The following is a 23493-nucleotide window of genomic DNA, read 5'->3' as shown; positions in this document are numbered from 1 at the left end:
AGGGAGGCCCTTAAGGGGACTCCCTCTTTCTTTTCTTCGGTACCACGCGTGGCGGCAGCAGGAGCGCGGCCAGCGCAAGCTGGGCGATGTCTATGGGCATAGCCCCACATTTAGGAACGTGTCGTACTGGCTGCGTTCTTTTGTTTTGACGTTTCCACTCGTGTCATGGTTCCGAAGTAGATCACGCAGAACGCTCGACTCATCAGGAATGTGAGGAAAATAGTGGCCCACGACCAAAACCAGTTCCAACGAACATACCGGATCAGATCTGTATATTGTACGAGCAGTACTTCAACTATCGTCAGTACAGTAGCGAATAATACGTAATAGCCGAATTGAATCCAGCCACTCCGATGGCTCGGATAATACGCGTTAAACACCGCGCATGTCACCGGATAGGCCATATATTCGTAGGTGAAGCTCGTCCGGCTAACGTCGGCAAGTTCCCTTACGGGATAGGCGAGAAGTTGGAGTTCGACCACGGCATGACCGAAAATACACATAATATACTGTTTGAACAAAAAAGCGACCATCGCCAATCGACGTTTCTGCCGCGGGATAATGAGAAGCAATAACAATGAAAGGATCCACACGGAGACGATAATGCCGTATTGCAGCAGCAAACTCATTGCTCGCTCGCCTCCTTTCTGAAAACTTTGCGGTTTCTAAAGAACCAGCTTGCTAGGCCGTGGACGGATAGGAATATAATTGATAACACGATCGCCATCAAACTCCAGTGAAAATGTACATAATCCACCAAGTCGGTATATGCGGCTAGTGACCCGTCAATGAAGGTGAGCAGTGAAATCCAGGCGGCAAAGTAAAAACACTTCGTCAACTTATTTGAAAGAGGTCTGAAGATATAATAAAGTCCGCTCGCAACAGGTGTCCACACCACTTTGAACGTGATATTCAAATCCGAAGCTTTGGGAAATTCACGCAACGGGTAGGCCACCAAATCAAAGTGAACGAGCAGCATTTCTACCGTCCATACCACAGCCTGACACGCAAGAAAGCACAACACAAATTCATGAGCTCTTGCTCTTGGAACAAGAAAATAGATGGTGCTTATACACACAAACCAGACTAGCAGCAATAAATTTCGTTCAATGTTCATGGCCATAGTTTGTACAAGGAAGGAGGCTCCTATGTAAGTGTACTTCTTCTTATTCACACTTTCGTGGGCGGTGATACTTAGGCAAAAAATACAACACCGTTTACTCGTTGTCCGTCATAGATACGAACTTGCGAGGTTCCCGAAAAATATTTTATTATCCAGGCAATTGAGCCACATTCAGTCATATAAATAGGGGATAGCAGTTCGAAACTGTTGAGGAGGATTTTATACAAATGATGTTACCGAGTGAAAAATATTTTGGTATGTTTGAGGCGGTTTTTTTATTTTATGGAGCCATGCCTACAGGCGTTACCGTTTCTGAAACTGGGCGTATTTTCATTTGCTTTCCCAAATGGGGAGACGACGTTAAATTTACGGTGGCTGAAATCGTACACGATACATTACAGCCTTATCCTAGTTTAGACGCTAATGTGGTAAGCCCATCGACTATCACAACGTCCCTCATTAGTGTCCAGAGTGTCGTTGCAGATGGAAATGGTACGCTTTGGGTATTGGATACAGGAGCTCCTAATTTCTCAGAACCAATCAAAGGGGGGGCGAAGTTAGTCGCTGTTGATTTAAATTCAAATACTATAAAAAGTGTATATACATTTACGGAAGATGTTGTCCTGCCAACCACTTATCTGAATGATGTCCGTTTTGATTTTCGTGTTGGCAAAGCAGGTTATGCTTATATTACGGATTCATCTTCCCGAGGACCAGGAGCCATTATTGTCGTTGATTTAGAAACGGGCTATGCCTGGAGACGGTTAAGCGGAGCAAATTCAACCTCGCCCGATCCCTTTTTCTTACCGAAAGTTGAAGGTAAAATCCTGATGAATCGAAACAAAGACGGATCAACTTCACCCTTTAGATTGGCATCCGATGGTATAGCGATTTCCCCGGACGGCAAGATGTTGTATTTTTGTCCTCTCTGCAGTCGACATCTGTACTCGATTTCAACGGAAGCCCTAAGAGACCGGACTATACCGGATATGAATTTACAGTATCACGTGAAGTATTGGGGAGAAAAGGGTGCTTCAGATGGCATGATCACCGATGCAAAAGGGAACGTTTACGCTGGTGATTATGAAAACAATAGTATTCGGAAGATTTTGCCGAGTGGAATAATGGAAACCATCGCACATGATCCAAGATTATTATGGCCGGATACTTTTTCTATTGGTCCAGATCAATACTTATATTTCATCGTGAACCAATTACATCGGCAGGCAAGATTTCATTGTGGAAATGACCTGCGGCAGAAGCCTTATAGTTTACTCCGTATGAAAATAGACGAACCACCTGCTCCTACCTTTTAGTAAATATTTCGCTTTACAAAGATGAAGACTATTCAAATTATCATCCAGTTCCTATTCAAATTCAAAATTAAACAACTGTTAGAACGAGTGATCGCACCCATTTATGAAAAGACTCTATAAATAAACTGGTGACATTGGCGGTTATTTTTGGCAATGATTAATCATTTTTGAAAATAATGTAGTGATATGTTGAATCTTGTATTATAATAGGATCCCATGCTAGCCAGTTGCCGATATACCACTTGAAATACTTTGCGCCCGGAAAAGGTGGCTTACTCGGAGTTTTTATCGAGTAAGCTTTTTTTTATAAGTAGATAAATATTAAGGGGAATTCTACAATGGGTTTATTTAAATCAAAGCAATTAAAGATAGATTCTTTAAATCGTATAAATAATGATTCCTTACTACCACCAACAGTTAACATTCTCGATAATATAACCAATGGTTTCTTTATTGTAGATCAAGATTGGACTATTTCTTATCTAAATAAATCAATGGAGAATTGGGTTCAAAGAAGGAAAGAAGACCTCATTGGATACAATTTATGGGAATCCTTGCCTGAATCCATTAATACTAAATTCTACACAAATTATCATAAAGCTATGGAAGAACAAGTCTCTATTACTTTTGAAGAATATTATGAGCCAACAAATGAATGGCTTGAAGTTAGATTGTTTCCATCAGATAGTGACTTGATTGGTTATGTAAATAATGTTTCAGAACGTAAAAACTATGAAAAAACTATTGAACATATGGCTTATCATGACTATTTAACCGATTTACCTAATAGAAGGTGCTTTGAACAAAAATTGAGTAAGCAGTTACGAGAGGCACATCAAAAACAGTACTCATTTGCCATCATCACCTTAGATTTGGATCGGTTTAAATATATTACCGATACACTAGGATATATAATCGGAGATCAATTAATTAAACAGTTTTCAACACGGCTAATACAACATATAGGGCAAAAAGGATTCGTTTCCCATGTAGGGGGAAATCAATTTACCATAATGCTGCATGAACAATTTAATGACATTCAATCAGTCGGAATAATGGCTCAAGAAATCATCAAAACAATTGAAGAATATCCTTTTTATCTAAATGATAATCAACTTAATTTGACATGTAGTTTAGGAATTTGTTTGTATCCACAACACGGAAAAGATGCAAGTTCCTTATTAAAAAATGCGAATATAGCCCTTAACAGTGCTAAACAAAAAAGCATAAATCGTTATGAGTTTTTTAATCCTGTGATGGATATTGAAGCTTTTAAAAAATTTTCCCTTGAAAAAGACCTACGCAAAGCAATAGAAGAAAATCATTTAGAAGTATACTATCAACCACGAGTCTGTGCGAAAACAGGCAGAATATTGAGAGCTGAGGCACTTGTTCGCTGGAATCATTCCGAGTGGGGGATGGTGGCTCCAGCAGATTTCATCCCTTTAGCGGAGGAGACGGGATTAATCGCTCCCCTGTCGGAATGGGTTGAAAGAGCAGTCTGTGGGCAACTAAAATCTTGGCAAGACCAAGGAATCAGTCTCGTACCCATTTCGATAAACGTTTCTGCCCACCGATTTTTATCAAAAAATTTTATTAGTACCATAAAGAAAACTTTAGAACAAACACAATTAGAAGGAAAATGGCTGGAAATAGAGATTACAGAAACATCCATTTTAGATAACCAAGAACTTGTGGACTCAACGATAACCGAGATAAAGAAACTTGGTATAAAAATTTCTTTAGATGATTTTGGTACGGGGTATTCTTCTCTTGCATATCTAACTCGATTCAAAGTTGATGTATTAAAGATTGATAAATCTTTTATCAAGGATGTTACCATCAACCAAGCCAATGCTACTATCGTCAAAACCATCATCCATTTAGCGCATGGGTTAGGGATGAGAGTAGTAGCCGAAGGCGTGGAAACGAAGGAACAATTAACATTTGTAAAACAACAAAATTGTGATGAAGTTCAAGGGTACTTATTTAGTAAGCCTGTTGTTTTAGACGATTTTTTAAGACTACTCGCAAATCGTATCATAACACCAGTTAATTTGAAATGGAGACAGAGATTTTAGGTGAACTCATTAAAGTATCTGGATGTATTGTTTGGCAACAAGAAATATAAAATGGAATCTATCAATTTGTAGATTTGTAAAGATGGATAAAATTAATTATATAAAAAATATTGTAATTAAAAAGTAACTGTATATGGAGTCCCAAAAACGAATTGTTATGAAAGGATTAATTTTCATATACACGTATTGCTTACAAATTTGCATATAGGGTGTCAGGATTCGCTATGGAAACAACGCAATAGGTAGAAGCCAAGGACATATGTCCTTCCCAATAGGGTCGTTTTATTTTTTAATGAAAGAAAAGAGCATTATTGAGGAGTGCGAACATGATTGGGATATTATCTGCTTTTTTAGGCGGGGCCTTTATTACATTGCAGGGTGTGGCAAATGCCCGGATCAGCCAAGATATCGGCACCTGGCAGGCGGCGACGATCACCCAGTTTACCGGGTTCGCGGCGGCTTTGTTGATCTTGCTGTTTATCCGAGATGGTAAATGGCAAAAGTTTAAACAAGTAAAGCCGATCTATTTGACGGGCGGCGCCTTCGCAGCTATCGTCATTTCCAGCAACGTCACGTCGATTCAGCGCATCGGAGTTACTTTGACGATCGCTTTCGTGCTGATTGCCCAGTTGGGCTTGACCTTTCTCGTCGATCGGAACGGATGGTTCGGGGTGGCCAAGACGAAGATGGGGTTGCCGCAATACATTGGCATCGCGATGATGATCACCGGCGTGGCGATCCTGCGGTTCTAAATTAGGAGTGAAGCCGAGTCATGAGAGAGTTAAAAGACGGCGAGCATCTGCACCAATATTTGCGCAAGTATCAACTCGAGTCCGTTTTTCCGGAGTCGCTTCTGCCGCATTTGACGGTTTACAGCTTTGATCAAGGGGAACACATCTGTTCCCAGGGCGATCCGGCTTTGTACCTGTATGTGCTTGTCAAAGGGAAAATTAAAATCTTTACCACCTCGGCGGATGGAAGGGCGCTTATTCTTTCTTTCAAAACGCCGCTTGAATTGATCGGGGATATCGAATATATCCGCGGGCGTGACATCATCAATACGGTCGAGGCCGTAACGCCTGTTCATATGATCGGTGTCCACCATCGTTGGTTGAAAAAGTACGGAAGCGACCATGCGCCTCTGCTGCAATTTATGCTGGATATCATCACGCAAAAATTTTATGTGAAATCCAACACGCTCAGCTTCAATCTGCTGCATCCGGTGGAAGTGCGATTGGCCGGTTATTTGCTGGCCGTCTCCTTCGACGAATCCGATGCACAATTCAAGGGGCAGATTCGCACATCAAGCTTGAATGACGTGGCGAACTTAATCGGAACGAGCTATAGGCATTTGAATCGCGTCATTGCTCAGCTCTGTGCGGAGGGTTTGCTGGAGCGTACGCAAAGTCTTATTCTTATTAAAAACAAGGAAAGGCTGCGCCAGCTGGCGGGTCATAATATTTATGAATAATCGGTAAAAGGAAGAGGAGAAATCATGGCTATAGGATTTTTATTGGCGCTGCTGGCGGGATCTCTGGTTGGCTTGCAGAATATTTTCAACAGCATGGTGAATGAACGGGCAGGAACTTGGGCAACGACTGCATTGGTATTAGGATTGGGATTTCTGGCTTCCATGACAATCGGGTTCCTTTTCGAAGGGAAGCAGCTGTTTGCGTTGCAGACCATGCAGACTTGGTACTGGTTCAGCGGTTTGATAGGCGTTGGGGTGGTTGTGTGCATGGTGCAGGGGATCAAGCGGCTTGGCCCCACGTATGCCATCTCGATCGTTCTCACCTCACAGCTTGCGTTTGCGCTGCTATGGGACACGCTCGGTTGGTTAGGGCTGACGCAAGTTCCTTTTACATTCAAGCAGTTGATCGGCGTGCTCGTCATTGTCGGCGGCATTCTTGTGTTTAAACTAGGCGGCGATCGGGAAGATCGGCAAGCGGCAGCTAAGACAATTTAGAACATAGGAGCGATCATTTTGAAAACATACCGGACTTTATTATTTGACGTTGACGATACGTTGTTGGACTTTGGCGCGGCCGAAAAGGCTGCGCTTCGTTTGCTGTTCGAACGGCAAAACATGCCCTTAACCGATGAAATCGAGGCGCATTACAAAAAGGTAAATTTGGGACTCTGGAAGTCCTTTGAGGAAGGGAAATTAAGCCGCGACGAGGTCGTGAACACCCGTTTTTCGAAGCTGTTTAAGGAATACGGACAAGAGGTGGACGGCGTCTTGTTTGAAAAGAACTACCGCGCCTATTTGGAAGAGGGGCATCAGCTCATTGAAGGGGCGCTCGAGTTGATAACGGATCTGCAGCATAAATATGATTTGTATGTCGTGACGAACGGCGTTTCCAAGACGCAATATAAGCGTTTGCTGGCTTCAGGATTGCATCCGATTTTTAAAAACATATTTGTTTCGGAAGACACCGGCTACCAGAAGCCGATGAAGGAGTTTTTCGATTACGTGATTGCGCGGATTCTCGATTTTGAAGCGGAACATGCGTTGATCATCGGCGACTCCTTAACCGCGGATATTAAAGGCGGGCAGTTGGCCGGTCTGGACACCTGTTGGTTTAATCCTGCGGGGCAGACTAACGACACCGGCATCGTTCCGACGTATGAGATACGGAAGCTTAATGAGCTTTATGGGATTTTATCGCGAGCCAGAGAGTGTTAACGGTGACTCTATGAAGCCCGCGGGTTAATATACTATCTCTAGAATGAAGAGGTGATCAATATATATGCCGAATGTCATCTTTTACCGCGACCAAGCACTTCCGTTTCTTGAAGCAAAACTATGCCGGAAGCGTGATTTCGCCTATCAGAAGCATTTTCATGAGGAGTATTCCATAGGATTGATCGATACGGGGGAGACCCACGCGTGGTGTGACGGGACCATGCACCGGGTGGAGGAAGGCCGCATGATCAGCTTTCCCCCTATGATGCTTCATTCCTGCCATCCGAAAGAAGGGGTTAATTGGAGCTACAAGATGCTGTTTATCAAGCAGGATTGGCTTCAGGGGCTGAAGCAGCAGGAGCTTGACCGGCTTCATATTCCTTTTCTACTGGAAGAGGGGAAGAACAAGGCTTGCCGGATTCACATCAACCGGACAATGAAATCCTTAACGGGAGCAGGTACTCCGCTAGAAATTGAAATTTCGCTCATCGAGCTCATCCAGACTGTAGTGAGCTGGAATGATTCCGACCTCGCGCATAAGGGCAGCAATAACAGACAAGATCGTAAATACGTTAATTTGATAAAGGAATACCTGTATGAGAATTATACAGAAAAGATCACTTTGGACGATCTGGAAAGGATTACGGATATAAGTAAGTTCCATCTGATTCGCTTGTTTAAGCAATCAAGCCATATGCCTCCCCATGCTTATCAGAACCTGCTTCGGATTAATCATGCCAAGATAGAGCTTACGAAGAACCTGCGGCCAATTGCTGATATTGCGGTAGAAGCGGGATTTTATGACCAAAGCCATTTCTCGAGAACGTTCAGCAAGATTGTAGGAGTTCCCCCGCAAAAGTACGCAAATACCTAAGTAGCTGAAGAGCAATTTTATACAATACCGTCACTCCTTTATCTCCTACAATAAACACAATTCGGAAAAAGGGAGTGGCATGCCGCATGAATGAACATTTGAAATTGGAGCAGCAATTAACAACAGCTTTAAAATCTATTGCGCGTCGCAGGGATTTGAAGGATTACGTGGAGCAGAATCCGCAAGTAAACCGGATTTTGCGTCAAGCAGCGTTAAGGTATATCGCCGGGGATAGCCTTCAGGAAGGATTGGAAACCGGAGAAAAGATATGGAGAAGAGGCTATTTTCTTTCTATTGAATATATTGGTGAGAATACCTCTGATGCCATACAATGCGAACAGGCCGTGGCAGAGATGATAGCTCTTATTCAGGGATTGAAGCAGTCTGGGGTTCCGGGCCGGGTGTCGTTCGATTTATCGCATATCGGATTAATGATAAGTCCTTCTCTTGCTTACTCCAACTTGATGGAAATGGCAAAACAAGCCGAAGGTACGAATATTGAATTGTTTATCAGCATGGAGGAGTCGGGAAAAACCGAAGGTATCTTATCCGTTTATAAGCGGGCCGCAGCTGAATGCTCCAGTATTGGCATTACCTTGCAAGCGCATCTTACGAGAACACCGGAGGATTTGGCTGCGTTAACGTCACCTGGCCGGATCCGCATAGTAAAAGGGGCTTATCAGGAGTCGGCGTATCTATCGATTGTACGATCGCCCGAACTGAATGAGCGTTATTTGGAGTTAGTTGAAGCTGCAATCCGGCAAGGCCATCAAGTATCTATTGCTACTCATGACGACGTTATCATAAATGCCGTATTAGAGAGAGGCTGGTTAACAAACTCTCAAGCTGAGCTTGAAATGTTGTACGGGATCCGCCCGGATCTGGCTAACAGAATTCGCAGTGAGGGCAATCCTATAAGGATCTATGTTCCATACGGTCATGAATGGTACTTGTATCTATGTCACCGGATTGCGGAGTATCCCCCTAATCTGTATCAAGCAGTCATCGATATAGTAAGCGGGAAAGGAGTGGAGAACAACTACTAACTAAAATGAGAGTGTGATTCGTTATAGCATTCTTCACGTCCGCTAGGAATGAAGCACAATGGAGACGTACGACATTTTGCTATAATGCGTATACCAAGATTGGAGTGAAAACTATTAAACCAACACTAGAAAGCCTAAACCATTGGATTACCGAATTACCGTCAAAAATAGATGCTTTATCCGAACTCGCTCTTTCTGAGCGAACGCAGCCTAACAAATGGTCAATAAAAGAAATATTAGGACACTTGTCTGACTCTGCTCTCAACAATTTGCACCGATTCGTTAGCGCTCAATATGAAGTTCAGCCTTGCACGGCGGTTAAGTACGCCCAAAATCATTGGGTAGAACTTATGGATTATCAGAACCTTCCAATTGAACATATCTTAAACTTATGGTTGAGTTTGAATAAGCAGATAGCTACTGTTATTGCGAAAATTCCCGAAGATAAGTTACAGAATTCATGTGATTTGGGCGAAGAACAGATTGTAACATTAGAGTGGATTATTAAAGACTATGTTGACCATTTGGAGCACCATCTCAAGCAAATTTCGCATTCTTTAGAAAATCCAAACTCAGAACGATAGTTAAATTAACCGCCCTTTCAAAGGGCGGTATTTTTTGGGGGAAAAACCAACATTAAGGTTTAACATAGCCTAAAATTTCTGGCAGATCCCATTCCGAAGCAGTTTGAGTTTATGAATAACCAAACATTTAGTTACATTTTATTCTATCAACCTATGAATCTACTGGACAAATAAATGATTAAACGCTAGTATGGGCAGTACAACTATATAATTGCAAATAAGGTGCACAATCGATAACAGAGTCGAAAGTGCTTAAAAGGGAAGTCAGGTGCAACACCTGCGCGGTCCCGCCACTGTAAATGCGGAGTTGCTTTTCTATCAGGCCACTGTCCCCACTTGAGGGGATGGGAAGGCGAAAAGTTTACGAGGATGCATGAGCCAGGATACCTGCCTATTTTGCTTGTCGCACTGTTTCTCCGGGGGGTGAGAAATTAGTTAGCATTCCTATGCCTTTTTTTGGCATATGGATATTGTTTTTTTGTTGGAATCAAAGGCAAACCCCACTCTGGGGCTTGCCTTTTTTTGCTTTGCTTTTTAACAAAATTGAAGGAGTGTTAAGAAAGGTATGTTAAGCAAAATGCATCGTAAAGCTATGTCGTCCTTGATGTCATTGGTCATGGTGTTATCTGTCCTATTCACCGCCATTGCGCCAGCTAATCCAATTTTCGCTGCGAATCAAGGACCGGTTTCAGTTGGCCTTCACATCGAAGGACCACAAGGACTTATCCACGAAGGTGTGGCGGAAGGTTCAAACGCGTTAGAAGCGTTGCAAGCTGATTTAAGGCAAGCCCAAATTCAATTAGACATTACAAATTCAGCCTATGGTCCGTATGTGTCAGGAATTAATGGGATACACGCAGGACTTTACAATGGCTATGACGGATGGAACTTTGCCGTTAAACGTCAAGGGCAATGGATCATACCTGCAGTAGGAATGGATCAGTTTGAACTAGAAAGCAATGACCAAGTTAGTGTGTATTACGGTGATTTTAATACGCAACTAGTTCAATCTATTTCGATTCAACCTGGTGATGTCAAAGCCAACCAGCCGTTCTCTGTAACGGTTACGAAGAGCACTTATGATTGGTCAAGTAATCAACTTATTAACTCTCCGGCTAGCGGTGTGAAAGTAACTGTCGGTGGGACAGCAGTCGTAACGAACCCAAACGGTATAGCAGCATTTGATAAAGGTGTAAGTGCAGGAAATTATTCGCTTGAAGTTACGGATTATCAAGCAACTGCAGCACCGGGAATCGTCAGAGCTACTCAGCCATTGACTGTCAATACGGCACCGGCCATTCCGGTTGGGAATCTAACTCTTTCCGTTGAGAAATTTACATTAGGCCAAGGTTATTCTAAAGAACCGGTTAAAGTTCCTTTTTACGAAGGTGAAAATGGAGCAGCTGTGCTCACTCGCGTATTGGGTGAGGATAATATTCAGCATACTGGTAGCACTGAAGAACGTTTTTACTTATCTAAAGTTAAAGACGCTAGTAGTCAAGTAAATGTACCGAATTATATCAAAGAGCAAATGGATGCAGATGGCGTTCAATTAGGTACAAAGAATAACGAGCAGTGGCTGGGAGAATTCGATTATACGCCTATGTCCGGGTGGATGTATGCCGTAAATAATGTTTTCCCGAGTGTAGGGATGTCCGACTATATCCCACATGATGGGGATGTCGTTCGAACTCAGTTCACGGTGTATGGTTTTGGAGCATCGCTGGGGGGCGACGAGTGGAGTCCGGGCTTTATACAAACAGCTAACAAGGATGCACTGACGGCTAGGATCGCAGAGATAAACAGTGATCCGAATAAAGCGGCGATTCTATCGAATGCAGTTGTTAAGTCCCTATATGATCAAGCGTATTCGCTGCTTACCAACATGGAAAGTAAGCAGGAAGACGTCGATAGTGCGCTAGCCAGTCTGAATGGTAATGTTAAACCCACATTAAAAGTGACCGGGTTGACGGATAAGCAAGAAGTATCCCAGGCAAATATTAGCTTTAACGTGGAAGCGACGGATAACACCTCATCTGTCATAACACCGGAAGTGAAGCTGAACGGAACTGTTATTTCGAAGACAGCTGGAGCGTACAATGCCGTTCTAAACTTGGGTGTAAACACAATCGCAATCACCGCCAAAGGTGTATTCGGAAATACGGCAGAGCAAATTTTCACCATAACGTACAAAGCTAGCGCTGCAAGCAATGCGAAAGAACAGTTGAATAAAAACCTGGCCTATATTCTAAAAACGGTAGATAAACCGAAGTTTGGAACAGGCGGGGGAGAATGGTCTGTCCTTTCATTGGCCAGAGCTAACTATTCTGTACCTGATGGCTATTATCAATCGTATTATGACAATGTAGTTAGTACAGTAAAAGATAAAATGATTGCCAATGCCGGCGTATTGGATAAATCAAAAGGTACAGAGCATTCAAGAGTCATCCTTGGGCTAACATCTATTGGAAAAGAACCTAAAGATGTAGGCGGCTATGATCTTTTACAGGCACTTTCGGATTATGATTATGTCATTAAACAGGGCATGAATGGTCCAATCTTCGCCCTTCTTGCATTCGATTCTAAAAACTATGCAATTCCTTCTGCCGCAGAAGGAAAAGTGCAAACAACAAGAGATAAACTAATTAAGTATTTGATAGATGGAGAATCAAATAAAGGCAACGCCGATCAAGGAGGCTGGGGGCTATCTCCCGGCGGTAAACCCGATGTCGATATTACCGGAATGACGATGCAAGCACTTGCTCCGTATGCTCAGTCTAATGAAGATGTAAAAGCAGCGATAGCTCGAGCTGTTAATTGGCTTTCCAAATCTCAAAATAGTGAAGGAAGCTATACAAGCTTCGGAAGTACAAGCAGCGAGAGCCTGTCACAGGTGGTAACCGCGTTATCGGCAGTCGGCATAGATTCAAGATCAGACACTAGATTTATTAAAAATGGTAATTCTGCTCTGGATGCTTTAATGTCATTTGCGGTAGCCGATGGCGGCTTTAAACATGTTAAAACAGGAAAAGTAGATGCTATGGCAACTGATCAAGGCACGTATGCACTTGTAGCCTATGATCGATTCGTAAATGGAAGCAACCGTCTTTATGATATGACGGATGTTGATACAGAAAAACCAACCATAACCGTAACCGGGCTAACGAATAACCAAGAAGTATCAGAGCCAAATCTTAGCTTTAGTGTTAGCGTAACAGATAACAGCGCTGAAGTTATAGCACCGGAAGTGAAGCTGAACGGAACAGTCACACCTAAGGTTGCCGATAAATACAGCGTTGTTCTTAACGTCGGAGCCAACACGATCACTGTTACAGCTACTGATTCCTCAGGGAATTCTGCTGAGCAATCGTTTACTATTACTTACAAAGTTAGTAGTGTAAGCAACCCGAAACAACTCTTAAATAAGAATTTAGCCTATATTGTGAAAACGGTAGATAAACCTGTTTTTGGAACGGGTGACGGGGATTGGTCCGTGCTTTCCTTGGCTAGAGCTAATTATTCCGTCCCAGAGGGCTATTACCAGTTTTATTACAATAATGTAGAACAAGAAGTAAAAGAGTTAATGGCTGAAAACTCAGGAGTTTTGGATAAATCCAAAGGAACAGAGCACTCAAGAGCCATTCTTGGACTAACATCTATTGGAAAAAATCCAAGAGAAGTTGCGGGCTATGATCTTACGCAGGCACTTTCGGACTATGATTATGTCATCAAGCAAGGCATAAATGGCCCTATATTTGCCCTCATTGCGTTTGATACCAAAAAATTGAATATTCCAGTCGTACCGGCAGGGAAAAATCAAGTTACAAGAAAAAATCTGATCGATTATATTTTAGAAAAAGAAGTAAGTAAAGGAACAGCGAATGCCGGCGGATGGGCGTTAATCCCAGGTAAAGCTGATGTCGATATAACGTCAATGGCGCTGCAATCTCTTGCACCTTATTATTCTACCCGACCAGATGTAAAAAGTGCTGGAGAGCGTGCAATTGCTTGGTTGGCAAAAACGCAGGGCAGCGATGGCGGATTTGGCGAAAGCAGCGAAAGTATCGCGCAAGTCATTACGGCGTTAACTGCATTAGGCATTGATCCAAACACCGACGAAAGGTTTATTAAAAACGGAAAATCTGCTTTAGATGCCTTAATGTCATTTGCAGCAGAAGATGGCGGCTTTAAGCATATTAAATCGGGAGCCGTCGATGGCATGGCAACGGATCAAGGCACATATGCCTTAGTAGCCTATGATCGATTCGTGAATGGAAACAATCGTCTGTATGATATGACGGATGTCGTCGATGTCCCTACTCCAGGCGATAATGAGCTCCCGTTACCGAGTGGTGATCAACCTAAAATTGTGATCCCGTCCGATAATAAAGACTACATCATCCCTGTAACGAGTGCAGATGCAAATAAAGAATTAACGATAGAAATTCCAAGTAATTCCAATTCGAAAATTCAAGTCAATTTGCCTTCGAACAGCAGCTTGCCACACATCGCGGCAGTTAAAGGCAACATCTCCATGGTCATCCCTAAGGGAGCCCAAATTGTTAGTGGGGATTCATCCGGACTGGAGTTAATCACAACCAATGATGCGGCAAGTTCTGCATTAAAAGATAAAATTAACACGATTATTGCGAACGGCAAGAAACTGGATACCGTTCATCAGGCTATCACGCTAGGCGGTACTAATCGAGTAGAGTTCAATCAATTCGTCACTTTGACTTTCACTGGCATGCAGGGCAAAGAAGCTGCCTTTATCGAGAATGGAACTCCGCATGCGATTCAGAAGTTTGCAAGTGATGAGGCAGGCCAAGCAAGTGGCAATAATGAATACGCCTACGACAGTGGGAACGATTTGATTGTCAAAACTAAGCATTTTACCGACTTTATCGCTTACGCTTCAAGCACGGTTGAAATACCGCCAATTGGTGGAGGCGGAGGCGGAGGAATTCCTCAACCGACGAAGCATGCTACCATTTCCGTTGATAAGCGTACGATCAGCAAGGGTGATGTTATCTCTGCAACGAGCGTAGAGCTTCAATCGGGAGATACGGCTTGGAGCTTGCTTAAGAGAGCATTAGATAGCCGCGGGATTAGCTATGAATATGAGTGGTCAGAGAAATATGACAGCGTATATGTGCAATCCATTGCAGGTGACGGCGAATTCGACCACGGCAGCAACAGCGGTTGGATGTACAATGTAAATGGCGACTATCCGAACTTTGGCGCAAGCAAATATACGCTTCAGGATGGCGACAGTCTGCAATGGCGTTATACGACTAATTTGGGAGAAGATCTAGGACAAAAATATACAGGCGATCCCGTACAAACAGGTAAATCATCGGATAAAAAGACGGTTATTGATGTTCCGGCAACGATTACCGAAAATTACAACGTAAATATCACTAAGGAATTAAAGGACAAAGAGCTTATTACGATTAACATTCCTAATGTGAAAGCCAAGGTCATTCTTAACTTGGATGAAGTGAAAGACAACATCCCAATGATCACCGCCATCAAAGGCGATATCACCGTTTCGATCAACAAGGGCACTGTTTTGAAGTCAGGGGAGCCTAGTGTTGAACTGCTAACCTCTTTGAATACGGATGACACAAATCTGCAGAATCTCGTCAAAGGCAGTTTAAAAAGCGCGAAAACGAAGATTGTGAAGCTGGCTTATGCTTTTGCCATGGGGAATGCGGATCAATCCGTCATTTTCGATAAGCCGCTTACTTTTGTCATCAAAGGTGCTAAAGATCAAAGTGTAGGATTTATCGAAGGGAATACCTTCACACCGATTGAGGTTTATGAGTCGGATGCCAAAGGTGCCGAGGCGACAAAAGGGAATGAAAAAATTACCTACGCATTTGTAAAAGACAAAGATCTAATTATTAAAACAAATCATTTCACGAATTTCGTTTCCTATTCCGTAAGTCAGCAGGAGACGGTGAAGCCGTTTGATCTGAAAAATCTGTATGCCGACACCCAGTTAATTTCAAATTGGGCAATGGAGGCCATTACAGAAGCATCTCAGAAAGCATTTATTGACGGCAGCAATGGTAAATTTAATCCTCAAGCCACTATTACAAGAGCAGAGTTCACTAAGATTCTAGTGAGCATCCTCGGAATAGATGTAAAGACAAGCAGCATCATTAACTTCAAAGACGTCTCTCAGAAGGATTGGTTCTATCCTTATGTGAATGCAGCGTATAAAGAAGGCTTTATTACAGGCTTCACGAACGATCAATTTAATCCGGACGAGAAGCTGACACGAGAGCAAATGGCGGTTATCATCGTCAAAGCGCTGGGCATTCAAGCCGGTGGGCAAACGCCAGCCATTGAAGATCTAGACCAAGTGTCCGATTGGGCGAAAGCTGATGTACAAACGATTATGGCACGTCAGCTTATGTCCGGGTGGGACAACCGTTTCCAACCTAGCAATGAGGTAACGAGGGAAATGGCAGCCGTTGTGGCTATGAGAGCTTACCACTATAAGAATGATGCTCAAAAAGAAACAACTCAGCCCTAACTGCTTAAAAAAGCGCTAATATGAAACAAAATAAACGGAGCGCCGCTGGTTTGCGGGCTCCGTTTTCTAATTAATTCTGAAGGGCGATTATTTTGCTTTTTTGTTTTTCTCAAAAACAAAGTCTTGACGTCGTATGTTACAAACATGCTAACAAATTTTTCCTGGTACCAATTGTATCCGCTTTCTTTTTCCGCTATGATAAATGGTAAGTTGAGAGGTGGAAACATGACGGATAAAAAGTGGCTGGTCAGCATCGCGCTAATCATATCGGTGTTCGGCTTCTTATTGATCCGCTTTGCTTCGGAGTCCAGCAAAATCCAGTATATTGTCGATGAACTGAAGGGGGAAAAGGAACAAGCCTTCAAGCGGCGGCATATCGTACTGATTGAGCAGGAGCAGGGGCATCCCTATTGGCAGCTGGTGGAGAAGGGGGCGACGGAGGCGGCGCAGGCCGACAATATCGCCATCGAATGCATCGGACCGGTACGTAACAGCATGGAGGAGCAGATTAAATTGCTGGAGAAAGCCATCGCTTCCAAGGTGGACGGGATCATCGTACAGGGGCTGAATGACAGCCTATTTACGCCCGTGATCAATAAGGCGGTGGAGCGGGGCATACCGGTGCTGACCATCGATACGGATGCTCCAACCAGCAAGCGGCTGGCTTATATCGGAACGGACAATGTAGAAGCGGGCCGGCGTCTCGGGGAAATCGTGGTGCAAACGACCGGCGGAACGGGCAAAATTGGCGTCATTGTCGGCAGCGAATCGGCTGAGAGCCAGCTGCAGCGATTAAGCGGGTTAAGAAGTGTCATCGACGAGTACAAAGGGCTGCAAATTGTGGATGTGCGGGCTTCCAACATCTCCATGATGGAGGCGATCCAGCAGGCGGCGGACATGCTGCAGCTGCATCCGGACATCGGCATGATGGTCGGAACAAGCGCTACGGACGCCTTCGGCATCCTCCAAGCGCAAAAGAGCTTGAAGCGGGATGATATCCGGATCGCCGGCTTTGACGATTTGCAGGAAACGCTGGATGCCATCCGCAAGGGCGAGATTGAAGCGACTGTCGTTCAGCAGCCGTACGGTATGGGGGAGATGTCCGTCCATCTGTTTAATGATTACTTCCAAGGCCGCACGCTTCCTTCCACACAGTTTACCAAGGTGGAGGTCATCGACAAAAGCCAATTGAAAGCGGAGTGATCCTCATGAGCATTCGTTCGAAATTGTTTATTTTTATCCCCCTGCTTGTGTTGCTGATGAGCTTTGTTTCCTATTTTTTGTTCGAAAGCGGCAAGAACGTCCAGGAAAGCTATTACCTGATGATGGACCGCATTCTGCTCTATAAGCAGGTTTCCAAAGAGAGCAAGGAGGTTATGCGGTACTTGAACCGGTACGTTATCCAGATCGATGAGGAGAGCTACCCGGATCTGAGGAAGCATTTGGAGGCGCTGAAAGGCTTGAGAGAGCAGTTGGCGAATATGGAAAAAAATGAAGTGAATGCGCTCCCGATTCTAAATTATCAGAATATGATCGATACGTTCCAGGAACAGACACGGAGCATGATCGGCGGTGAGGAGGGGGATTCCAACGCAAAAGCCGGGGCTTATCTGCAGGCGGAGCGGATCTCCCGTTATATTGGTGAGGACGGTCAGGCGCTAGTGGATTTGGAGCTGGAGCATTACCGGCCGGTTTACGAGAACATCATACTGACCACTGCCAAGATGAACAATCTTGGCGTGTATCTGGTTTTTACAGTCGCGCTGCTCAGTATTGTTTTCTCGCTATGGCTGTCAAGCAGCATTAGCGGTCCGATCCGTCGTCTCGTTCTTACGGCCAAGCAAATTTCCAAGGGCAAGCTGGATACGAAGGCTCCGGAGCTTTCGACAGGCGATGAAATCGGTATCCTGTGCCAAACCTTCAATCGCATGCTCGACAATATTCAGGAACTAATGGATAAAAACATGAAGGGGCTGGAGAAGGACCGGCTGGTGAAGGAGCTGGAGCTGAAAGCGCTGCAAAGCCAAATCAACCCGCATTTTCTGTTCAACACACTGAATGCGATCGCGAAGCTCGCCTACATTGAAGGAGCGGAGAAAACGAGCGATTTAACGGTATCCGTCTCGCGCCTGCTGCGCTACAACCTGCAGAAACTGGACCATCCGGTAACGCTTCGGGATGAGGTGCAGAATGCGCTGGAATATTTGGCGATTCAGAAGGCACGGTTCCGCGACCGGATCCAGTTTGTAACGGAGATTGACGAAAGGGCTATGGAGCAGATCGTTCCTTGTTTGACGCTGCAGCCAATTTTGGAAAATGCTCTCGTGCACGGCATCGAAGGTATGGAGGAAGGTGCGCTATTAAAGCTGGGCATCGCCTGCCGGGAAGGCCGGGTGCTCATCGAAATCGCCGATAACGGAGCCGGCATGAGCGAGGACATCAGAACCATGCTGCTTCAATCCATCGTGAAGGATGTTCCGCGGCCGCATAGAGGGAAGGAACAATCGACGGGGCTTGGGACGGTGAATGTCTTCAAGAGGCTGCAATTGTTTTACGACGGAATGCAGAGCATCGAGATTATCAGCGCTGAAGGAGAGGGTACGACAATCAGGTTTTATCTGCCGCTGTCTACAGGTGTGGCTTGAACCGGAAAAGGGGAAATGAACGATGTACAGATTGCTGATTGCCGATGATGAAGCTTTGGAGCGGGAGGGCCTCGAAATGATGGTCAGCCGCATGCTGCCGGGCCAGTTTGAGTTTATTCATGCGGAAAACGGGCGCAAGGCGATTCAAATGGCGGACGAGAAGCGCCCCGACTTTATTTTTATGGATATCAAAATGCCGGGAATACAGGGCTTGGAGGCCGTACGCGAGATTATGTCACGTCATCAGGAGGTGCGGATCATTCTGGTGACGGCTCACGATTATTTCGCTTACGCGAAGGAAGCGCTGTCGCTCGGTGTGAAGGATTACATCCTGAAGCCCGCCAAGCGCGATGAGCTGATAGAGGTGTTGCGTAAGCAGGCAGCCGAACTGGAGGAAGAGAAGCGCAGACGCGGGGAGGAGCTTGAGATTCGCGAGAAGCTGACCCGGCTGCTGCCGCTGGCGGAGAATGAGCTGACGATGATGCTGATGATGGACTGCATCCAGGAGTTTGATTTGCGGTATCTTGTGGAGCTGCTGAATATAAGCTGGGAGCAGGGCTATGCGATGGTGCTGTCCTTTCCTTTCGGAGAACGGAAGGATTGGGAACACCTGCAAAGCGTCCGAAAGGTCCTGCACGAAGATCTCAAGCAGTACGCCAAGCTGCAGCTTGCCTGCATGGTCTCTCCTATGATCGGCAACCGGATGGCGGTTTTCGTCCCGGTTCCGTCTTCTGGTGCGGGCTTTACAAACCGAGTGGATGCCCTTGTGTTTGGGGAACGGCTGCAGGCCTTCGCCGAACACCGATTCAAGCTGCCCCTGTCCATCGGGATCGGCACGGTCGGGGAAGGGATGGAGGGGCTTCGCCGCTCCTATCAGGAAGCGGCCGCCGCCTCGGCGGACTCCACGGATGTCGTACGCATTCGGCATTATGAAGATATTTGCCAGCGCGACGGTATGCCGGGTATCGCGCTCGATGAGGAAAGAAAGCTGCTGGACGCGCTGCAGCGGCAGCATAAGGAAGAAGCGCGTATCCGCTTCTTGGATGTGCTGGAACGTCTGATCGCCGGCTCCGGGGCTGACGACCGTGTATGCCGGGATGAGGTCGTTGGGTTATTGATCTCCTTGGCCCGGCAAATATCGCATCGGTCCCCGGCGGAAATCGTCTCCCACTTCGCCGGGGTGGCGGGGATGGCCTCTCTGCGCCAGGCCGCGGCAGAGCAGCTGGAGCGGATGCTCGAGGATATGACCGAGGAGCGGGAGCACCGCCAATTCCGCGTGATCGAGCGGGCGAAGTCGTATATCGGCGAGCACTACAAGTCCGATATCTCCATGGAGCAGACGGCGGAATACGTAAATCTGAGCCCGTATTATTTCAGCAAAACATTCAAGCTGCATACGGGGGAAACGTTCATCGATTACGTAACCCGGCTGCGGATTGATGAAGCCAAGCGGCTGCTGGAAAGTGAAGAGCTCAGCTTCAAAGAGATATGCTATATGGCCGGCTACAACGATCCGAACTATTTCAGCCGCATTTTCAAAAAAACGACGGGAGTCACGCCGACGGAATTCCGTCAGCATCTCAGCCCTTGAAGTCCTTGCTCCGGCAAGGACTTTTTTGCTTCTTCCACAAAATGGTGCTGGAAACTGAAAATATTTGAATCCGTTTTCATATTCGATCAAATGAATGCTGTTAAAGGACAAAGGAGTGCGGACCGCCGATGTAGCGAGTCCGCTTTTGGTGCTGATACAATAAATTGTGTAAGCGGAATCAATTCGTTTAACCAATTAGAGGGGGAAACCTGGACATGAACAAATGGTTGAAAAGATCGGGTTTTGGCATGGTGACGCTGGTGCTGGCCGCTTCCGTAGCGGGCTGCGGCATCGTATCGGACAACAGCAAGGAGACGAAGGGTGCGGCGGCATCACCTAGCCAGACCGCTGCAGGAGCTAAAAATAGCGGCAAGATCGTCATCGGCATGTCGATGGACACATTGAAGGAAGAGCGCTGGCAGAAAGACCGCGACATCTTTACGGAAAAAGTGAAAGAGCTCGGCGGGGAAGTCAAGGCGCTGGCGGCCAACGGAGATGACGCCACGCAGATGAGCCAGGCGGAGCAGTTGATTTCGCAGGGCGTTAACGTGTTGGTCGTTATTCCGCATAATGCGGAAGCGACGGCTCAGATTGTGGAAAAAGCCCACAAGGAGGGAATCAAGGTCATCTCCTACGACCGTCTGATCAAAAATTCCGATGTAGATTATTACATCTCCTTTGATAATGTTAGGGTTGGCGAAATGCAGGCTAAAGCGGTGACCGACAAAGTAGGGAAGGGCAATTTTGTCTACATCGGCGGTGCGGATACGGACAATAACGCCCACATGTTTAAAGAAGGAGCAATGAAAATCCTCAACCCGTTGAAGGAAAAGGGCGACATCAAGATCGTGTACGACCAGTTCTCCAAGGATTGGAAGCCTGAAGAGGCACTGAAAAATATGGAGAATGCGTTAACTGCCAACAACAACAACATCCAAGCGGTGGTTGCGGCTAACGACGGTACGGCGGGTGGAGTCATTCAGGCGCTTACGGCGCAAGGGCTGGCAGGTAAAGTCCCCGTATCCGGACAGGATGCCGATTTAGCGGCTGTTCAGCGCATCGCCCAAGGAACGCAAACGATGACGGTGTACAAACCGATTAAAGCGATCGCCACGAAGGCGGCGGAAATGGCTGTAGCGCTGGCGAAGCAAGGCCAAGTCGCAGATGCCGGGAAAAAGGTTAACAACGGAAAAATCGATGTTCCTTCCGTCCTGCTGGATCCGATCTCCGTTGACAAATCAAACCTGGCGGACACGGTCATCAAGGACGGCTTCCACAAGGTGGAGGATGTTTACAAGAACGTGCCGAAGGACCAATGGCCAAAGCAATAACGGGATTCGAATTCGGGGTAAGGCGCCGTCACCTGGCCGTCTTGCCCCTTCCTCAAAAGTAACGATCCGATAGGAGCTGGGAAGATGCACGTATTGGAAATGATCGATATCTCGAAGGAATTTCCCGGCGTCAAAGCCTTGAGCGGCGTAAATTTTAAGGTGCGTCAGGGAGAAATCCACGCGCTCTGCGGTGAGAACGGAGCAGGCAAATCTACTCTGATGAAGGTACTGAGTGGACTTTATCCAGCCGGCACATATACGGGTGAAATCCGGGTCAACGGCGTGAAGCAGGAGTTCCGTTCCATCGCCGATGCCGAGAAGGCCGGTATCGGCATCATCCATCAGGAGCTTGCGCTTGTGAAGGATATGACGATCGGGGAGAACATTTTTCTGGGGGCTGAGCCTACCAAGCGAGGTGTCATTCAATGGGATGATCTGTATTACAATGCCGCACTTTGGCTGAAGCGCGTCGGTCTCCATGTCAGACCGGATACGCGGGTCGGCTCGCTCGGCATCGGCCAGCAGCAGCTTGTCGAAATTGCCAAGGCGCTGTCCAAGCATACGAGGATCCTCATTCTGGATGAACCGACCGCCGCTCTGACGGAGAGCGAGGTCGAGATTCTGATGGGCATTCTCCATCAGCTCCGCGAGAATGGGGTTTCCTGCATTTACATTTCGCACAAAATGCCCGAGGTGTTCCGTCTTGCCGACAGCATTACGATTCTGCGGGACGGTCGGACTATAGCGACGCTGGACAGGTGCGACACGAATGACGATGAAGTCGTCTCTTTGATGGTGGGGCGCGAACTGACCGAGCGATACCCCCGCGTCGCGCACACCCCCAAGGAAACGGTGCTTGAAGTGAGCAACTATTCCGTTTGGCATAAGGAAAAAGCCGGCCACCGCGTCATCCGCAACGTCAGCTTCGCTTTGCGCAAGGGGGAGATCTTAGGGATCGCCGGCTTGATGGGAACGGGAAGGACGGAGCTCGTTACGAGCTTGTTCGGGGCCTATGAAGGAAGGGCCGAAGGGGAAGTGAAGATTGACGGCGAACCGGCGAGGATCCGCTCGGTAGCCGACGCCATCTCGGCCGGAATAGGGCTAGTGACCGAGGACCGCAAACGTCAGGGGCTCGTATTGTCTATGGACGTGAAAACCAACACGACCTTAGCTACGATGGATCGAGTATCCAGGTACGGCGTGATCAACGATAACGAAGAGATCAAGTGGGGCCAGAAGTATGTACAGGAATTAAAGACAAAGACGTCGTCGTTGGACACTCCGGTGGGCACCTTGTCCGGGGGCAACCAGCAAAAGGTCGTCATCGGAAAATGGCTCATGTCCAATCCGAAAATTTTGATCATGGACGAACCGACACGAGGGATCGATGTCGGAGCAAAGTATGAAATTTACAACCTGATGAACCGGCTGGTCGATCAGGGCGTGGCCATCATCATGATTTCCTCGGAGCTGCCGGAGATACTCGGGATGAGCGACAGGATACTTGTCATGAGCGAAGGACAATTCGTCCGCGAGCTGGATTATCGAGAAGCGACCCAGGAAAATATTATGCTGGCCGCTACAGGAGGGAAATAACGATGCAACCTGCCACACACACTACAGAAACGACGAGCTCCGTCAGCCCTAACCGGCCGGCATGGAAAAGCTTGTT

Annotated in this window: 17 protein-coding genes and 1 riboswitch; of the genes, 15 read left to right on the top strand and 2 right to left on the bottom strand. The window is 46.1% G+C overall.

Going from position 1 to position 23493, the window contains the following annotated elements; all coding sequences use genetic code 11:
- Positions 1 to 110: 110 nt before the first annotated feature.
- Together PCH02S_RS20905 and PCH02S_RS20900 are read right to left on the bottom strand one after the other, a co-directional pair.
- Positions 111 to 629 carry a CBO0543 family protein gene (locus PCH02S_RS20905; protein WP_127455885.1) on the bottom strand — a complete coding sequence of 173 codons (519 nt, stop codon included), beginning with the start codon at positions 627 to 629 and terminating at the stop codon, positions 111 to 113.
- Entirely contained in the window at positions 626 to 1117 is a 492-nt protein-coding gene (locus PCH02S_RS20900) for a CBO0543 family protein (protein ID WP_281282274.1), read from the bottom strand. Before PCH02S_RS20900 ends, PCH02S_RS20905 begins: the two co-directional genes overlap by 4 nt.
- A 233-nt stretch (positions 1118 to 1350) precedes the next feature.
- Between PCH02S_RS20900 and PCH02S_RS20895 the strand changes: the two genes are divergently transcribed.
- The 15 genes from PCH02S_RS20895 to PCH02S_RS20825 all read left to right on the top strand — a co-directional run bounded on the left by PCH02S_RS20895 (position 1351) and on the right by PCH02S_RS20825 (position 23417).
- A complete protein-coding gene (locus PCH02S_RS20895) occupies positions 1351 to 2439 on the top strand; it encodes an L-dopachrome tautomerase-related protein (protein ID WP_276562739.1) in 1089 nt (362 codons plus the stop codon).
- A 338-nt stretch (positions 2440 to 2777) separates the two neighbouring features.
- A complete protein-coding gene (locus PCH02S_RS20890; protein ID WP_127455883.1) occupies positions 2778 to 4520 on the top strand; it encodes a GGDEF domain-containing phosphodiesterase in 1743 nt (580 codons plus the stop codon).
- Between the two features lie 326 nt (positions 4521 to 4846).
- The gene (locus PCH02S_RS20885; protein WP_127455882.1) at positions 4847 to 5272 is read left to right on the top strand and encodes a DMT family transporter; all 426 of its coding nucleotides are present in this window, start codon (positions 4847 to 4849) and stop codon (positions 5270 to 5272) included.
- A 20-nt stretch (positions 5273 to 5292) separates the two neighbouring features.
- Positions 5293 to 5991, top strand: a complete 699-nt coding sequence (locus tag PCH02S_RS20880) for a Crp/Fnr family transcriptional regulator (RefSeq protein WP_127455881.1) — start codon at positions 5293 to 5295, stop codon at positions 5989 to 5991.
- Between the two features lie 24 nt (positions 5992 to 6015).
- Entirely contained in the window at positions 6016 to 6486 is a 471-nt protein-coding gene (locus PCH02S_RS20875) for a DMT family transporter (RefSeq protein WP_127455880.1), read from the top strand.
- An 18-nt stretch (positions 6487 to 6504) separates the two neighbouring features.
- Positions 6505 to 7206 carry a YjjG family noncanonical pyrimidine nucleotidase gene (locus PCH02S_RS20870; protein ID WP_127455879.1) on the top strand — a complete coding sequence of 234 codons (702 nt, stop codon included), beginning with the start codon at positions 6505 to 6507 and terminating at the stop codon, positions 7204 to 7206.
- Positions 7207 to 7270: 64 nt separating this feature from the next.
- Positions 7271 to 8080, top strand: coding sequence for an AraC family transcriptional regulator (locus tag PCH02S_RS20865; protein ID WP_127455878.1), 810 nt, complete (start codon positions 7271 to 7273; stop codon positions 8078 to 8080).
- Between the two features lie 86 nt (positions 8081 to 8166).
- On the top strand, positions 8167 to 9126 hold the full coding sequence (locus PCH02S_RS20860) for a proline dehydrogenase family protein (RefSeq protein WP_127455877.1): 960 nt from the start codon (positions 8167 to 8169) through the stop codon (positions 9124 to 9126).
- 104 nt (positions 9127 to 9230) lie between these two features.
- Entirely contained in the window at positions 9231 to 9710 is a 480-nt protein-coding gene (locus tag PCH02S_RS20855) for a DinB family protein (protein ID WP_246069188.1), read from the top strand.
- A gap of 203 nt (positions 9711 to 9913) precedes the next feature.
- A riboswitch (cobalamin riboswitch) is annotated at positions 9914 to 10119 on the top strand.
- 156 nt (positions 10120 to 10275) lie between these two features.
- Positions 10276 to 16254: a DUF4430 domain-containing protein gene (locus PCH02S_RS20850; protein ID WP_127455876.1), complete on the top strand. Its 5979-nt coding sequence runs from the start codon at positions 10276 to 10278 to the stop codon at positions 16252 to 16254.
- A 225-nt stretch (positions 16255 to 16479) separates the two neighbouring features.
- Positions 16480 to 17457 (top strand): sugar-binding protein, encoded by a 978-nt coding sequence (locus PCH02S_RS20845; RefSeq protein WP_127455875.1) that lies wholly within the window; start codon positions 16480 to 16482, stop codon positions 17455 to 17457.
- A 5-nt stretch (positions 17458 to 17462) separates the two neighbouring features.
- Positions 17463 to 18899 carry a sensor histidine kinase gene (locus PCH02S_RS20840; RefSeq protein ID WP_127455874.1) on the top strand — a complete coding sequence of 479 codons (1437 nt, stop codon included), beginning with the start codon at positions 17463 to 17465 and terminating at the stop codon, positions 18897 to 18899.
- 22 nt (positions 18900 to 18921) lie between these two features.
- Positions 18922 to 20490 (top strand): response regulator, encoded by a 1569-nt coding sequence (locus tag PCH02S_RS20835; protein WP_127455873.1) that lies wholly within the window; start codon positions 18922 to 18924, stop codon positions 20488 to 20490.
- A gap of 215 nt (positions 20491 to 20705) precedes the next feature.
- Entirely contained in the window at positions 20706 to 21821 is a 1116-nt protein-coding gene (xylF, locus tag PCH02S_RS20830) for a D-xylose ABC transporter substrate-binding protein (RefSeq protein WP_218033170.1), read from the top strand.
- An 84-nt stretch (positions 21822 to 21905) separates the two neighbouring features.
- Entirely contained in the window at positions 21906 to 23417 is a 1512-nt protein-coding gene (locus tag PCH02S_RS20825; RefSeq protein ID WP_127455872.1) for a xylose ABC transporter ATP-binding protein, read from the top strand.
- Positions 23418 to 23493: the final 76 nt, after the last annotated feature.

The sequence above is a fragment of the Paenibacillus chondroitinus NBRC 15376 genome (assembly GCF_004000765.1).
GTDB lineage: Bacteria > Bacillota > Bacilli > Paenibacillales > NBRC-103111 > Paenibacillus_E > Paenibacillus_E chondroitinus.
Note: the sequence above shows the minus strand (reverse complement) of the source record. Positions and strands in the feature narration are given on the sequence as shown.